This is a genomic window from Actinoalloteichus caeruleus (assembly GCF_049311605.1).
In the GTDB taxonomy this organism is placed as follows: Bacteria; Actinomycetota; Actinomycetes; order Mycobacteriales; family Pseudonocardiaceae; genus Actinoalloteichus_B; species Actinoalloteichus_B caeruleus.
Genome location: NZ_CP186005.1, coordinates 4,492,682 through 4,506,617 on the forward strand (window position 1 = coordinate 4,492,682; position 13,936 = coordinate 4,506,617).

Here is a 13,936-nt window from a genome sequence, read left to right on the forward strand (position 1 = left end):
TTGGGACGTGCCCCTGACAGCGGCACTGTACGGGTAAGGACCCCTCATGGACAACACTGATTACCTGGACATCACGCTCCGGCTCGCCAACGCCGACCTGACCACGCTCGACGACCTGCGCGCCGCGCTGCACGACGAGCCGTGGTGGGCGGACCGGGTGACGGCGGACGATCTGCGTGAGCTGCGGGGAACGCGACTGCGGCTGCGGAGGGCACTCGACGCGGTCGTCGCGGGCGACGCGGCGGCGGTGATGCGGGAGACCAACGGCCTGTTGGGCGCGCACCCGCCACGGCCCCGCCTGTCCGCCGGGCACGAGGGCAACGCCGAGTTGACCTCGGCCGAGGGGACGGGCGCAACGGTGTCCGCCCGGTTGGACTGGCACGTGCACGTCGCCGACGTGGACGCGCAGCCGGCCACGGAGGTGGCGGCCGCGGCGGCGTGGGGTCTCGCCCAGGGGGTCGTGCGGCACGGCCTGGAGCGGTGGGGCCGGTGCGCGGACGAGACCTGCGGCGCCTTCTTCCTCGACACCTCCACCAACCGGCGCAAACGCTTCTGCTCGCCCCGCTGCGCGAACCGGACCCACGTCGCGGCCTTCCGGGCCCGCCGCCAGGCCGAACCCGGCACCCCGGTGGAGCCGGCCTGAGCGGCGCCGCCAGGCACGAACACGGGCCGGCGCGCCTTCCCCGAGCAGCGCCGGTACCCCTAGACCCCGAAGGCCGCCGGGTACCGGATGAGACCGGTCGGGGTGGGTCGGGCGGGGTCGAGCGCCTGCGCCAGGAAGGCGTCGTCGGGCGCGTCGAAGGGAGCGCGAACACCGAGACCCGATGCGGGCGTGAACCCGAACCGGGGGTAGTAGGCGGGGTGCCCCAGCACCACGACGAGGTTCTCGCCTCGGCTGCGAGCGAGGTCGAGCCCGGCCCGGATCGCGGCTGATCCCGCGCCCCGTCCCTGGTGGTCCGGCAGCACGGCGCAGGGTCCGAGCGCGAGTGCCGGCCCGTCCCCCACCCGGCACCGGGTGAACAGGGCGTGGCCGACGACCTCACCAGCCGGGTCCTCTGTCACGACCGACAGATCACCGATCCACGCCTGCTGGTCGGCTCGCAGGGCGTCCACCAGGTCCGCCTCGAAGGGGGTGGGGAAGGCCGCGAGGGCGACGGCGCGGATGGCCGACCCGTCCTCCGGTGTCTCCGGCCTGGTGCTCCACACGGTGGCTCCATCCCTCGGGTCGGCCCGGTCACAGCGGTGGTCCAGGCGAGGGCCGCCGTCCCAGGAGGACCGCGGTCCGTTCACGAAATCCTCTCCCCTCGGATCCGTGAACGGAACGCCGAGGAGTCGGGAGCGAGGCGGCTACCCCGTCGAGCGGACCGGGAGCGGCGGCGGGCGCACCCGACTCGCGGGAGGGGCCGAGCGCCCCACCCGCTCCGACACGCATCGTCGGTCCGCCGCCGGCGGGGACGGCCGCGAGCCTGGCCGCGCTGCCCCACCGAACGCCCTCGGGGCGTCAGTCGCCTCGGGTGTCCCGGGGCGGGGTCCCGGTGTCCCGGGAGGTGTCCTCCCCACCGAGGTCCTCGTCCACGTCGTCCTCGTCGGCGGCCCGGTAGGGGTCCGGGTCACCGGCGTGGCTGGCATCGGCCGCCAGCCTGGCGACCTGCTCGTCCGCCTCCCGCGCCCGTGCCAGCAACTCGTCCATCCTCCTGGCGGAGTCGGGCACGTTGTCGGGCACGAACGTGAGGGTGGGGGTGAACTTGATGCCGGTGCCCTGCCCCACCTTGGACCGGAGGACGCCCTTGGCGCTCTCCAGCGCCGCGGCGGCACCCGCCTCGTCGGGAGGGCTGGACAGGGACTCGCCGAAGACGGTGTAGTACACCGTCGCCTCGCGCAGGTCGGCGGTGACCTTGGCTTCGGTGATCGTCACCCTCGCCACCCGCGGGTCCTTCACCTCGTGTTCGAGCGCGGAGGCGATGATCTGCGCGATCCGCTTGGCGAGCCTGCGAGCGCGGGCCGGATCTGCCACGGCCTTGTCTCCTCGTCGTCGGGCCCACCGGCTCCGGCCGGTGGGCGGCCCCGGTGGCGTGCACCGAGGCGGACCTGCGTTGTCGAAAGTCGGGGCGGCGGGTTCCCGCCGAGCCCTGTCCGTCAGTTCTCGTCCTCGGGGCCGAACAGCCGGCGCCGCGCGGACAGCAGCTCCAGCTCGGGCCGGTTGGCGACCATCCGCTCGCAGGCGTCGAGGACGTCCCGGACGTGCTCCGCGTCGGCGGCGGCCACCGCCACCCCCACCAGCGACCTGCGGTGCAGGTCGAGGTGGCCGCACTCCCCCACGGAGGCGTCGTAGCGCTTCCGCAGCTCGGCGATGACCGGTCGGACCACCGACCTCTTCTGTTTCAGCGAGCGGACGTCGCCCAGCAGCACGTCCAGTTCAAGGGCACCCACGTACACCAGGCATCACCGTGTGTGTTGGTCGGCGGGGTAGGCCGGCATGGACCGGCCGTGAACAGCGCGCTGGGCCGCCCCACCCGGGACGGCCCAGCGCCTGGTGGCTCAGCCGCGCGGCTTCTCCCGCATCTCGTAGGTCTCGATCACGTCGTCGACCCTGAGATCCGAGTAGGAGCCGAGCGTCAGACCGCACTCGAAGCCCTCGCGGACCTCGGTGACGTCGTCCTTGAACCGGCGCAGCGTGTTGACGGAGAGGTTCTCCGCGACCACCACGCTGTCCCGGAGCAACCGGGCCTTGGCGTTCCGCCGCACGGTGCCGTTGCGGACCATGCAGCCGGCGATCGTGCCCACCTTGGAGGACTTGAAGACCTCGCGGACCTCGACGCGGCCCAGCTCGACCTCCTCGTACTCCGGCTTGAGCATCCCCTTCAGCGCCTGCTCGATCTCCTCGAGAGCCTGGTAGATGACCGTGTAGTACCGGACATCGATGCCCTCGCGGTTGGCCAGCTCGTCGGCCTTGCCGGTCGCCCGGACGTTGAAGCCGATCACGACGGCGTCCGAGGCCGCGGCGAAGTTGATGTCGCCCTCGGTGATGCCACCGACACCGCGCCCGATCACCCGGAGCTCGACCTCGTCACCGACGTCGATCTTCAGCAGCGAGCTCTCCAGCGCCTCGACGGTTCCGGAGTTGTCACCCTTGATGATCAGGTTCAGCTGGCCGGTCTCCTTGAGGGCCTTGTCCAGGTCCTCGAGGCTGACGCGCTTGCGCGCCGCGGCGAACTGCGCGTTGCGCAGCCGGGCCCGGCGGCGGTCGGCGATCTGCCGTGCCACCCGGTCCTCCTCGACCACCAGGAAGGTGTCGCCCGCTCCCGGCACCGAGGTGAACCCGATGACCTGGACCGGCCGCGCCGGCAGCGCCTCGGTGACGTCCTCGTCGAACTCGTTGATCATCCGACGGACACGCCCGTAGGCGTCGCCAGCGACCACCGAGTCGCCGACCCGCAGCGTGCCGCGCTGCACCAGCACGGTCGCCACCGGACCACGGCCACGGTCGAGGTGTGCCTCGATCGCGACGCCCTGGGCCTCCATGGTCGGGTTGGCCCGCAGGTCCAGCGAGGCGTCGGCCGTCAGCAGGATGGCCTCCAGCAGGCCCTCGATGTTGACGCCCTGCCGAGCGGAGATGTCGACGAACATCGTGTCGCCGCCGTACTCCTCCGGCACCACGCCGTAGTCCGACATCTGCTGGCGGACCTTCGAGGGGTTCGCACCCGGCTTGTCGATCTTGTTGACCGCCACCACGATCGGCACGTCGGCCGCCCTGGCGTGGTCGATCGCCTCCGCGGTCTGCGGCATCACGCCGTCGTCGGCCGCGACCACGATGACCGCGATGTCCGTCGACGTCGCACCACGGGCACGCATGGCGGTGAACGCCTCGTGACCCGGGGTGTCGATGAAGGTGATGAGCCGCTCCTCGCCCTCCAGGTTCGTCGCGACCTGGTAGGCGCCGATGTGCTGGGTGATACCCCCGGCCTCGCCCTCGTGGACGTTGGTCTTCCGGATGGTGTCCAGCAGTCGCGTCTTACCGTGGTCGACGTGACCCATGACGGTCACGACCGGCGGCCTCGGGAGCAGGTCCTCGTCGCCTCCGGCGTCCTCACCGAAGGTGATGTCGAAGGAGTCGAGCAGCTCCCGGTCCTCCTCCTCGGGGCTGACCACCTGGATCTGGTAGTTCATCTCCTGACCCAGGAGTTCCAGCACCTCGTCGGAGACCGACTGGGTGGCCGTGACCATCTCACCGAGGTGGAACATGGCCTGCACCAACGAGGCCGGGTTCGCGTCGATCTTCTCCGCGAAGTCCGTCAGCGAGGCACCCCTCGGCAGGCGGACGACCTCGCCGTTGCCGCGCGGCAACCGCACGCCGCCGACCGACGGCGCCTGCATGTTGTCGAACTCCTGGCGCTTCTGCCGCTTCGACTTGCGGCCACGGCGCGCCGGACCACCGGGACGGCCGAAGGCACCCGCCGCTCCACCGCGGCCACGGCCACCGCCACCGGGACGACCGCGGAAACCACCCGCGGGGGGCGCGCCGGTGCCACCGCCGCCGCCACCGCCACCGCGGAAGCCGCCGCCACCACCGCCGCCACCGCCGCGGAAGCCGCCGCCACCGCCGCCGGGACGACCGCCGCCGCCACCGCCGCCACCGGGACGACCGCCACGGCCACCGCCGGGGCCGCCACCGGCGGGCCGGGCCGGCCGAGGGGGCATCATGCCCGGGTTCGGACGCGGAGGCATCATGCCCGGGTTCGGGCGCGAACCGCCGCCGCCACCGCCACCGGAGCCCTGGGGAGCACCCGGACGCGGGGCACCGCCACCGGGAGCGCCACCACGGGCACCGCCGCGGTCAGGCCGGTTGCCGCCGGGACGCGGGGCACCCCCACCGGGAGCGCCACCACCGCCGGGGCGGGGCTGGCCGCCCGGACGGGGAGCCGGACCACCCACGCCGAACGGGTTGTTACCCGGGCGCGGCGCGCGGGGCCCCGGCTTCGGCGACTGGGGCTTGGGCGGCACCACCGAGGGCGACGGACCGGGACGCGGCCCCGGCTTCGACGGGCCAGGACGGGGGCCGGAGGCCGCCGGCCGGGCCGGCTGCTGCTGCGGCTGTTCGGTCCTGGGCTGCTCGGTCCTGGGCTGCTGGGGCTCCTCGGCGGGCCGGGGAGCCTGTTCCTGAGCCGGCCGGGGCGCGGGGCGCCTCGGTCCGGGTGTCGGCGCGCCGGACGGGCGGTCCTGGCCGGGACGTCCACCGGTGGCCGGGGGACGGGGCGTCGGAGTGCTCGCCGGCGGGCCCGGACGCGGCGCGGGGCCGGGACGCGGGCCAGGGCGGGGGACCTCACGCGCCGGCTGGGCACCGGCCTCGGGGGTCCTGTCGGCCGGCGGGCCGGGGCGCGGCCCCGGACGACGGCCCTTGCCGTTGGACGAGTCCCCTGACCGGGGGAAGGCGTCGCGCAGTCGCCGCGCGACGGGTGCCTCCACCGTGGAGGACGCGGACTTCACGTATTCGCCGAGGTCGGCGAGTTTCTTCAGTACTTCCTTGCTCGTGACACCGAGCTCTTTCGCGAGCTCGTGCACGCGGGCCTTGCCTGCCACTGCTCTCCTCATCTGGTGAGGCCGGGCGGCAAATCCCGCTCGACCTCGTCCTACCGTCGAAGCGCGTTCATGGCTTCAGCTTCACGGCTGCTTCATGACGGGTCGACCTGCTTCCTTCTGCTGCCGGACGCGGGGGAAGTCCCACGTCGGTCTGAATACTCCGAGCATTCTGCCCGAGGTGGCGCTCGACCGCCGACATGTCCAGCGGTCCCGGAACCCGGAGCGCGCGTGGGAACGCGCGCCGCCTTTCGGCCCGGCGCAGGCATTCCGGGTCGGGGTGCACCCACGCTCCTCGACCCGGCCGCCTTCGCTGGGGATCCGGGACCGCGGCTCGGCTCTCGCCGACGGCCACGGCCACCACTCGCAGTAGCTCGGAAGACACCACACGGCCTCGGCAGCCCACACAGGTACGCACGGGAAGCGTGCCCGGATGTGACCGCGCGGGTGCCCCCGGTCGGTGGTGATCCAATGAAAGTCTAACCCTTGCCGTTCACTCAGCCGAACCGGCTGCTGGTGCGCCCGTGGCTTCGCCCGACGACTCCCCGCCGCCGGCGACCGGCGTGCTCGGTTCGGCGTCGCTCCGGATGTCGATCCGCCACCCGGTCAACCTGGCCGCCAACCTGGCGTTCTGGCCTTCCTTGCCGATCGCGAGCGACAGCTGGTAGTCGGGAACCACCACCCTGGCCGTCTTGGCGCGTTCGTCGACGACCTCCACCGATACTACCTTGGCCGGCGAGAGCGCGTTGCCGACGAAGGTCGCCGGGTCCTCCGAGTAGTCGACGATGTCGATCTTCTCGCCGCCGAGCTCGCTCATCACGTTGCGCACCCTGGCGCCCATCGGGCCGATGCAGGCGCCCTTGGCATTGACGCCCTGCACGGTGGAGTGCACCGCGATCTTGCTGCGATGCCCCGACTCCCTGGCCACCGCCGGGATCTCCACCACGCCGTCGGCGATCTCGGGGACCTCCAGGGCGAACAGCCGCCGCACCAGGTTCGGGTGCGTCCGGGAGAGGGTGATCTGGGTTCCCCTGGCTCCCCTGGCGACACCGACCACGTAGCACTTCAGCCTGCTGCCGTGCTCGTAGGACTCCCCGGGCACCTGCTCTGCCGGGGGGATCACGCCCTCGGTGTCCCCCAGCTCGACCACGACCATGCCGCGTGAGTTGGCCCGGGAGTCCCGCTGCACCACACCGGCGAGGATCTCGCCTTCCTTGGTCGCGAACTCCCCGTAGGTCCGGTCGTGCTCGGCGTCCCGCAGCCGCTGCAGGATGACCTGCCTGGCCGTGGTGGCCGCGATCCGACCGAAGCCCTCGGGGGTGTCGTCCCACTCCGGGCCGGGCTCCCCGTCCTCGCCGACCTCGTGGGCCAGGACCCGCACGACGCCCGTCTTGCGGTCGATGTCGACCCTGGCGTGGGACTGGTGGCCCTCGGTGTGCTTGTAGGCCGTCAACAGCGCGGTCTCGATCGCTTCGAGGACGGTCTCGAAAGGAATCTCCTTGTCACGCTCGATCGCCCGCAGTGCGGCGATGTCCACGTTCACTTCGGCCTCTCCTCGCTCGGGCCCTGCTCGGGTGCGGCCCCGTCGTCGGCGGCACCCCCCAGGTCCAGCAGCTTCAGTTCGTCTACCGGCGGCTGCCGGAACTCCACCTCGACGACGGCCCGCTCCACCTCGTGGAACGCGAGCCTCCGCAGGCTGCCGTCGACGAGCAGCGTGACGCCCTCGTCGTCGGCCTCGCCGACCCGGCCGGTCAGCTCACCGCCCTCCGCCAGCCGCGTCCGCACCAGGCGGTGGCGAGCTCGGCGCCAGTGTCTCGGCCGCGTGAGGGGCCGGTCGACCCCGGGCGAGGTGACCTCCAGGGTGTAGGGGCCGGCGAGCACGGATTCGCGCTCGTCCAGGGCCGAGGACACCGCACGGCTCGCCTCGGCGATCTCGTCGAGGCCGACCCCGCTGTCACGGTCGACGACGACCCTGACCACGCGGCGCCCGCCGGCGCGCTGGACGTCGAGCGACTCCAGGTCGTAGCCCAGGTCGTCGACCACTCCGGCGACGATCGTCTCGAGTTCCGCGGCGTCCTGCCCGCTCGGCACGTCCGACACTCCCCACTCCCGGTGCAGGCCGGGTCGTGGCACACCGTCTCGACGGAGGCATGCCCAGGACCGACCGGCGCTGCACCTCGCCGGTCGTGGTCGCCCAGCGTAGCGCGTGCCCGCTCGACGTGTTGCCCCACGCCGGGTGGGTGGCGGCACGCCCGCGCCCCTGCCCGGCCGACCGGTTCACCGCCGCTGGCAGGATGATCCCCCGTGACCTCGCCACCGCAGGGCCGCTTCTCCTTCGGCCGACGGAGACTGCTGATCGCCGGCGTGCTGGGAGCCCTGGCGGCGCCGGTGCTCGCCGCCTGCACCTCCGAGCCCCCCGCCGAGCCGGAACCCGACGTGCTCGAACCGCTGCTCGCCTCGGCCAGGGCGGACGCGGCGTTGGCCGAGGCCGTCGCCGCCGCCCACCCGGGTCTCACCGCGGTCGCCCTGGTGGCCTCGGACCGCGCCGAGCACGCCGAGGCCCTCGCCGAGGAGATCGACCGGGCCAACCCGCCAGCGACGGGCGGTGAGGAGCAGCCGGCCACCTCGTCGGCCGCCCCGCCCCCACCTCCCGAACCACCGGGAGATCCCGAGGCGGCCCGCCAGGAGCTGTTGGCCGCCCTGGACGCGTCCCGCGAGCAGGCCAGCGCCCTCGTCGCCACCGTGCCGGGTTTCCGGGTCGGGCTGGTCGCCGCGGTCGCAGCCAGCTGCACCACCCTCCACGACGTCCTGTGAGGTCCCGTCCATGAGCACGTCAGCAGACGCGAACCAACCCACCAGCCCGTCCGGGACCCCGCTCAGCCCGGCGGCCGAGGCCACCGACGCGGTCCAGCGCGCCCTCGCCGCCGAGCACGCCGCGTTCTGGGCCTACGGCCTGGCCGACGCCTACCTCGACGAACAGCACGACGGGGCGCTCGCGGAGGGCCGGACGGAGCACCGCCGCCGCCGCGACGAGGTCGAGGCGCTGCTCACCGCGGGAGGGACCAACCCGGTGCCGGCGGAGCCCTCGTACCAGACACCCGAACCCGTGGTGGACGCCCGTCCCGCGCTGGTGCTGGTCCTCACCGCCGAAACCGACGTCGCCGCGGCGTGGCGGTACGTGCTGGAGCGGACGGCCGACGGCGAACTCCGGGCGGCGGCCTTCGCCGCGCTGGTCGACGCGGCTCGGCGGGCGGTCGGGTGGCGCCAGGCGCTCGGGCTGGACCCCGTCACCGTCGCCTTCCCCGGGCGCGGCTGAGGTCCGCCACCACCGGCGCGTGCGGCGCGGGGCGGGGCCCACCGGTACCACCCGACGGGTTGGCGCCGCTGCCACGCCCGGCTGGTCGGCGGGGTCGCGGACGACCAGCCGGATGCCGTCCCGCATCACCTCCGGGGGACGGCGGGCGGGCGTCAGCTCCCGTCGTCCCAGGCGAGCTCCAGCCCTTCCTGGGCGATCTGGCGGAGGAGGTCCTTGTCACCCGTCCGCCCCGGGTCGAAGAAGGCCGTCTCCACCACGGTCAGCGTGCGGCTCTCCAACTGCGAGGCGTACCCGTACTCCGAACCCCGGCGGTGGAGTTCGGTGGGGCCCCCGTCGAACCGGACGTCCTCGCGGAGCAGGTCCTTCACGTTGCCGGTGTTGTCGGTGTCCAGCAGTGCCTGGAGGTCCCGCGCGGCCTGTTCGTCGGGCATGGTGGTGCTGACGACGGAGACCACCACCTGCTCGCCCTGGTCGGTCTCGGTCGCGTAGAGCCAGCGGTGCAGGCTCTCGCACTGCTGCTCCTCGAAGAACTGCTGGGCCGGCCCCCCGTAGGAGGACTCGACGCAGTCGACGTGGCTGCCCTCGTCGAACCTCTCGGCCTTCTTCTCGAAGCGGCTGGTCTCCTCCGGTCCGCTCGACTCGCTGGGGGCCGAGGAGTCGAGCGCCGTGGTGTCCCCGGTGCCCCCCGTCCGCACGTCCTCGGTGCCGCCGTCCGGTCGCAGTGCGAGGTAGAGGCTCCCGGAGATCACCGCCACCCCGACCAGGCCGAGCGCCTGGAGGGCGAGTCGCTTGTACTTCTGGTTGTCGCCGCCGCCCGTCGCCGCCCGGGTCCTCGGAGGTGGACCGCCCGGTCCGCCGGGGCCGCTCGCCGGACCGCCTGGTGCGACGGGCCCGCCTGGACCGCCTGGACCGCCAGGTCCGACCGGGCCGTAGGGGCCGCCCGGGCCCCCGGGCGGCGGGCCCCCGGGCGGCGGGCCTCCGGGCGGCCCGGAGTGCGCGATCGCGGCCACCGGGATGTCCACCGCGGTGCCCCCTCGGGGGGCGGACGCGCCCGGTGGCGGCGTGGGTGGCGCACCGGGGCCTGTCTGGATCGTGGGTGCGGCGTTCGGGGGTAGGGGGACGCCCGGAGGCGGGGAGTGCGACGGGGCGTGGGCCGCGCCACCTGACGGGAAGCTGCCCGGATGCGCGGGACCGCCCTGCGGTGGTGCCCCGGGAGAGTGGCCGACCCGGGCGGTGGCGGCCGCCTCCGGTGGCGGTGTGGGGCCCGCTGGCACCACCGGGATCGTCGTGGTGGGCCTCTCGTCCGGCGTCGGTTCGACCGGCGCGCCCATGCGGGACAACGAGGGCGTCGACCGGGTCGTCCCACCGTGCTCGGCGGGGGTGGGCGGGGGCGCGCTCGCGGTCAGGGCGGCCGAGGACCGCAGGGCGGGCGAGGACCGTTCGGCCGGGCCTCCGTCCGGGCTCGCCGGGGTCTCACTCGCGGTGGGGCGATCGGAGGAACCACCGGTCCGCTCGGCGGCCGGAGTCACCGGGTCGCCGTCGGACATCTCGTCCGGCGCGCGCCACGGGGACGCCTTGCCCGCCGTCGCCGAGGTCGGTGGAGGAACCTCCTCCTTCACAGCGGGCAACGGAGCGGTGTCATCGTCTCGCCCGTTCGTGTCGCGCTGACTCGCTGGGTCGGGTGCGCTCTCCACGTCGGACATGAGATCACACCGTAACCGCACTCACGGAGCCGCCGAAACGGGTCCCGCCTCCGCCGCGCTCCGAGAACCCGACGCGCGCAGGGCGTGGACCGCGCGGCGAACGTCCTCGTCCGTGTTGTACAGGTGGAACGAGAAGCGGAGCGCACCCGCTCGCTGGGCGCAGCGCACGCCAGCCCCGGCCAGCAGGTCCATCACCTCGGGTATCGGCCCGGGCGCGGGCACCGACACGATCGGGGAGGCACCCTCGCCCAGCCCCAGTTCGGCCCGGAAGCGAGCGGCGAGTCCCAGGACGTGCCGGGAGACCTCGGCGAGGTCCAGACCCGCCAACCAGGGCAGGGAGTGCGCGGCGCCCACCTGGGCCAGCCAGACGGGGGAGATGTCGTAGGCCCTCGCGTCCGCGGCGAGGCGCAGGGGAAGGCCGTACACGGTCCGCCACGGGTCCTCCCCGGCGTACCAGTTGGCGGCGTGGGGGACGGTGCGGGAGCGCGCCCGCTCCGACAGGGCCATCCAGGCCGAACCCCGGGGGCTGAGCAACCACTTGTACCCGGCGCACACGACCCAGTCGGCCCAGTCCAGCCGCAGCGGGAGCCAACCGGCGGCCTGGGTCACGTCCAGCAGCACCGGCGTGCCCCGTTCGGCGACCGCGCGGAGCCCCGCGAGGTCGGCGATCCGCCCGTCGGCCGACTGCACCGCGCTCACCGCGACGAGGTCGTGGTCCTCGGCGGCGGCGACGAGGTCGTCGAGCTCCACCTCCTCGGTGGTGACGCCCCTGTCGCGTTGGGCGGCGAACGGGAAGGTGACGCTGGTGAAGTCGCCCGCCGCGGTCAGCACCCTGGTCCCCGGCGGGAGGCTGGCGGCGACCAGGCCGACCAGCTGCGACGCGCTGGCGCCCTCGGCCACGTCCGAGGTGGCGACCCCGACCAGGGACGCGAAGGCGGCGCGCGCCTCACCGACCCACCGGTCGTACCCGGGGGCCGTCGACCGGCCGCCTGCCCAGTCCCGGATGTCCCGTTCGACCGCCTCGGCTGCCAGGGCGGGCGGGATCCCGATGCTGGCGGTGTTCAGGTAGCCGACCGGTACCGCGAAGTCCTGACCGAACGCACTGCGCACGCGTCCGAGACTACGACCACGCCGGCTCGGGCGGAACAGCCTCGCGGGCGCCAGCACGGGGGTCGTTCGGCGACCGCGACCGCGCGGCACCCTCGGGAGCCCCGTGGTGGTGCCGTCGCACGGCGTGGGGACGTGGCAGCGCGGCGGCGAGGAGTCGCCGTGGAGCCGGGTTCCCTGCCCCGGCACGTGCGCCGTCGTGGGGGTTCCGGCTGCTCGGCTCCCGCGATGCCACGAGCGCCGGCGGCGCCGCGCGTCGGGGCGCGGTGCCGGTGGCGAGGAGTGGGGGTGACGGCGGGTGCGGCGAGCCCGCGAGCGTGAGACGGCGCCGCGCTCGAAACCGGCGGCGGGCGGCGGCGCTGGCCGTGCGACGGCGGGGAGCGGGTGACGACCCACGACGGGAGGCGGCGCACCTCCTGTGCCCGGACCTCGGGAGCCACGCGCATCGCTGGAACGGTCCTCCGGCCGGCTGGGAGTCCCGGCGGCGGCCGGGGCGGAGGCGGTGCGCTGGTCCGGTGCGCCCCGGGTTCCCCGCCGTCGTGCCCTCCGCGCGGCACTCCTCGGCCGGGACTCGTCGACCAGGCGCACCACCCACCTCGGGCCCGTGCTCCGCTGCGGTGGGCACCACCGCGCTCCTAAGGTGGACACCGTGTTGAGTGAGGAGTTCGAGATCCGCACCGGTTCGGTCGAGGTGGTCTACGACCTGACGGCCGAGTGCGAGCAGTTCCTGAGCCGGGTGCCGCGAGCCGACGGCCTGCTGAACGTGTGGGTGCCGCACGCCACCGCCGGTCTCGCGGTCCTGGAGACCGGGGCCGGTAGCGACGAGGACCTGCTCACGGCGCTGAACGACCTGCTCCCCCGGGACGACCGGTGGCGCCACCAGCACGGAACGCCCGGTCATGGCCGGGACCACGTGCTGCCGGCGCTGGTACCGCCCTCCGTGACCGTCCCGGTGCTGTCGGGGCGGATGGCCCTGGGGACCTGGCAGTCGGTGTGCCTGGTGGACACCAACGTGGACAACCCGGTGCGCCGGGTGCGTCTGAGCTTCCTGGCCGGCTGATCGGCGCCCGGCCCGGCCGGATCCGACCCGGGCTCAGGCCTGGTGGGGGCGCAGCCCGGCGGCCCCGGCGAGCAGTTCGTAGGAGCGGCGGCGCTCCCCCGGGTCGAAGATCTGCGAGGTCACCATGACCTCGTCCGCCCCGCTGCGCGCGATGAGCCGGTCGAGCCCGGCGCGCACCGTGTCGGGGGAACCGACGACGTGGGAGGCCTGGAAGGCGTCGACCACCTCCCGGTCGAGGGGGGTGAAGGGGTGGGCGGCGGCCTCGTCGGGGCTGGGCAGCGTCCCGGGGCGGCCCGTGCGCAACCGCAGGATGGCCAGGCCCTGCGAGCCGGCCAACCACTGGGCGTGCTCGTCGGTCTCGGCGCACACGACGCCGGCGGCCACCATCGCGTAGGGCTCGGACAGGACCTCCGAGGGGCGGAACGAGTCGCGGTAGACCTCCAGCGCCGGGAGCAGGCCGGCGGCGCTGAAGTGGTAGGCGAAGGAGAAGGGCAGACCGAGCAGCCCGGCGGCCCTGGCGCTGTAGTCGCTCGATCCCAGCAACCACAGCGGTGGCCGGTTCCCGGCGGCCGGGACGGCGTGGATCCGCCCGGGACCGACCGGCCCGTCCGGGTGCTGCCCGAAGTAGTCGATCAGCTCCCGCAGTTGACGGGGGAAGTCCTCCACCGACAGCGGGTTCGCGGTGCGGCGCAGGGCGGCGGCGGTGTGCCCGTCGGTGCCGGGTGCCCGGCCGATACCCAGGTCGATGCGCCCGGGGTGGAGTGCCTCGAGCATCCCGAACTGCTCCGCCACCACCAGCGGCGGGTGGTTGGGCAGCATCACCCCACCCGATCCGACGCGGATGGTGGAGGTGGCGGCGGCGACCTGCCCGATCAGCACCGCCGGCGCCGAGCTGGCGATGCCGGGCATGTTGTGGTGCTCGGCGACCCAGTAGCGGTGGTACCCGAGCCCTTCGACGTGCCGGGCGAGTTCGACCGAGTCGCGGAGGGCCCGGGCGGAGGTCGAGCCGGTGGGGACCGGTGCCAGGTCGAGTACGGACAGCGGGATGTTCACGGGGTCGCTCACGGTCGGGTTCAACGCGTTCCGGTGGGCCTGACTTCCCACCACCGGGTGGTGGTCCTGGTCACAGCCCGCCTTCGCCGTCCCGCGCCGGGGTGGCGGCGGCCCCGGCTACGG

Annotated in this window: 14 protein-coding genes; 4 read left to right on the top strand and 10 right to left on the bottom strand. The window is 74.2% G+C overall.

From position 1 onward, the window contains the following. Positions 1–46 precede the first annotated feature (46 nt). Positions 47–643 carry a CGNR zinc finger domain-containing protein gene (locus ACOJVX_RS18080; RefSeq protein WP_418154231.1) on the top strand — a complete coding sequence of 199 codons (597 nt, stop codon included), beginning with the start codon at positions 47–49 and terminating at the stop codon, positions 641–643. 59 nt (positions 644–702) lie between these two features. On the opposite strand, the gene ACOJVX_RS18085 is transcribed toward ACOJVX_RS18080, so the two are convergent. The 7 genes from ACOJVX_RS18085 to rimP all read right to left on the bottom strand — a co-directional run bounded on the left by ACOJVX_RS18085 (position 703) and on the right by rimP (position 7,674). Next, positions 703–1,206 (bottom strand): GNAT family N-acetyltransferase, encoded by a 504-nt coding sequence (locus tag ACOJVX_RS18085; protein WP_026419970.1) that lies wholly within the window; start codon positions 1,204–1,206, stop codon positions 703–705. 295 nt (positions 1,207–1,501) lie between these two features. Next, the gene (gene rbfA / locus ACOJVX_RS18090) at positions 1,502–2,014 is read right to left on the bottom strand and encodes a 30S ribosome-binding factor RbfA (RefSeq protein ID WP_026419969.1); all 513 of its coding nucleotides are present in this window, start codon (positions 2,012–2,014) and stop codon (positions 1,502–1,504) included. Between the two features lie 122 nt (positions 2,015–2,136). Continuing rightward, a complete protein-coding gene (locus tag ACOJVX_RS18095; RefSeq protein WP_026419968.1) occupies positions 2,137–2,436 on the bottom strand; it encodes a DUF503 domain-containing protein in 300 nt (99 codons plus the stop codon). A gap of 102 nt (positions 2,437–2,538) precedes the next feature. After that, positions 2,539–5,577: a translation initiation factor IF-2 gene (gene infB / locus ACOJVX_RS18100; protein WP_422646943.1), complete on the bottom strand. Its 3,039-nt coding sequence runs from the start codon at positions 5,575–5,577 to the stop codon at positions 2,539–2,541. Positions 5,578–5,644: 67 nt separating this feature from the next. Beyond that, positions 5,645–5,992, bottom strand: coding sequence for a YlxR family protein (locus ACOJVX_RS18105; protein ID WP_081715615.1), 348 nt, complete (start codon positions 5,990–5,992; stop codon positions 5,645–5,647). 75 nt (positions 5,993–6,067) lie between these two features. Then, on the bottom strand, positions 6,068–7,117 hold the full coding sequence (gene nusA, locus ACOJVX_RS18110; RefSeq protein ID WP_026419966.1) for a transcription termination factor NusA: 1,050 nt from the start codon (positions 7,115–7,117) through the stop codon (positions 6,068–6,070). Further along, complete coding sequence (rimP, locus tag ACOJVX_RS18115; protein ID WP_026419965.1) at positions 7,114–7,674, bottom strand: ribosome maturation factor RimP; 561 nt, start codon at positions 7,672–7,674, stop codon at positions 7,114–7,116. The genes nusA and rimP overlap by 4 nt, the downstream gene beginning before the upstream one ends. Before the next feature lie 204 nt (positions 7,675–7,878). Here rimP and ACOJVX_RS18120 point away from each other — a divergent pair, with 204 nt between their 5' ends. Together ACOJVX_RS18120 and ACOJVX_RS18125 are read left to right on the top strand one after the other, a co-directional pair. Continuing rightward, entirely contained in the window at positions 7,879–8,388 is a 510-nt protein-coding gene (locus ACOJVX_RS18120; RefSeq protein WP_051314218.1) for a hypothetical protein, read from the top strand. Between the two features lie 10 nt (positions 8,389–8,398). Next, a complete protein-coding gene (locus ACOJVX_RS18125) occupies positions 8,399–8,890 on the top strand; it encodes a ferritin-like domain-containing protein (RefSeq protein WP_051314217.1) in 492 nt (163 codons plus the stop codon). 152 nt (positions 8,891–9,042) lie between these two features. On the opposite strand, the gene ACOJVX_RS18130 is transcribed toward ACOJVX_RS18125, so the two are convergent. Beyond that, the gene (locus tag ACOJVX_RS18130; RefSeq protein WP_422646944.1) at positions 9,043–10,518 is read right to left on the bottom strand and encodes a hypothetical protein; all 1,476 of its coding nucleotides are present in this window, start codon (positions 10,516–10,518) and stop codon (positions 9,043–9,045) included. Positions 10,519–10,614: 96 nt separating this feature from the next. Next, positions 10,615–11,703: an aminotransferase class V gene (locus tag ACOJVX_RS18135; RefSeq protein WP_026419961.1), complete on the bottom strand. Its 1,089-nt coding sequence runs from the start codon at positions 11,701–11,703 to the stop codon at positions 10,615–10,617. 646 nt (positions 11,704–12,349) lie between these two features. On the opposite strand from ACOJVX_RS18135, the gene ACOJVX_RS18140 reads away from it, so the two are divergent. Further along, positions 12,350–12,760: a secondary thiamine-phosphate synthase enzyme YjbQ gene (locus tag ACOJVX_RS18140; RefSeq protein WP_026419960.1), complete on the top strand. Its 411-nt coding sequence runs from the start codon at positions 12,350–12,352 to the stop codon at positions 12,758–12,760. 33 nt (positions 12,761–12,793) lie between these two features. Here the strand turns inward: ACOJVX_RS18140 and ACOJVX_RS18145 are convergent, their stop codons facing one another. Beyond that, a complete protein-coding gene (locus ACOJVX_RS18145; protein ID WP_035292810.1) occupies positions 12,794–13,825 on the bottom strand; it encodes an LLM class flavin-dependent oxidoreductase in 1,032 nt (343 codons plus the stop codon). Between the last annotated feature and the right edge of the window lie 111 nt (positions 13,826–13,936).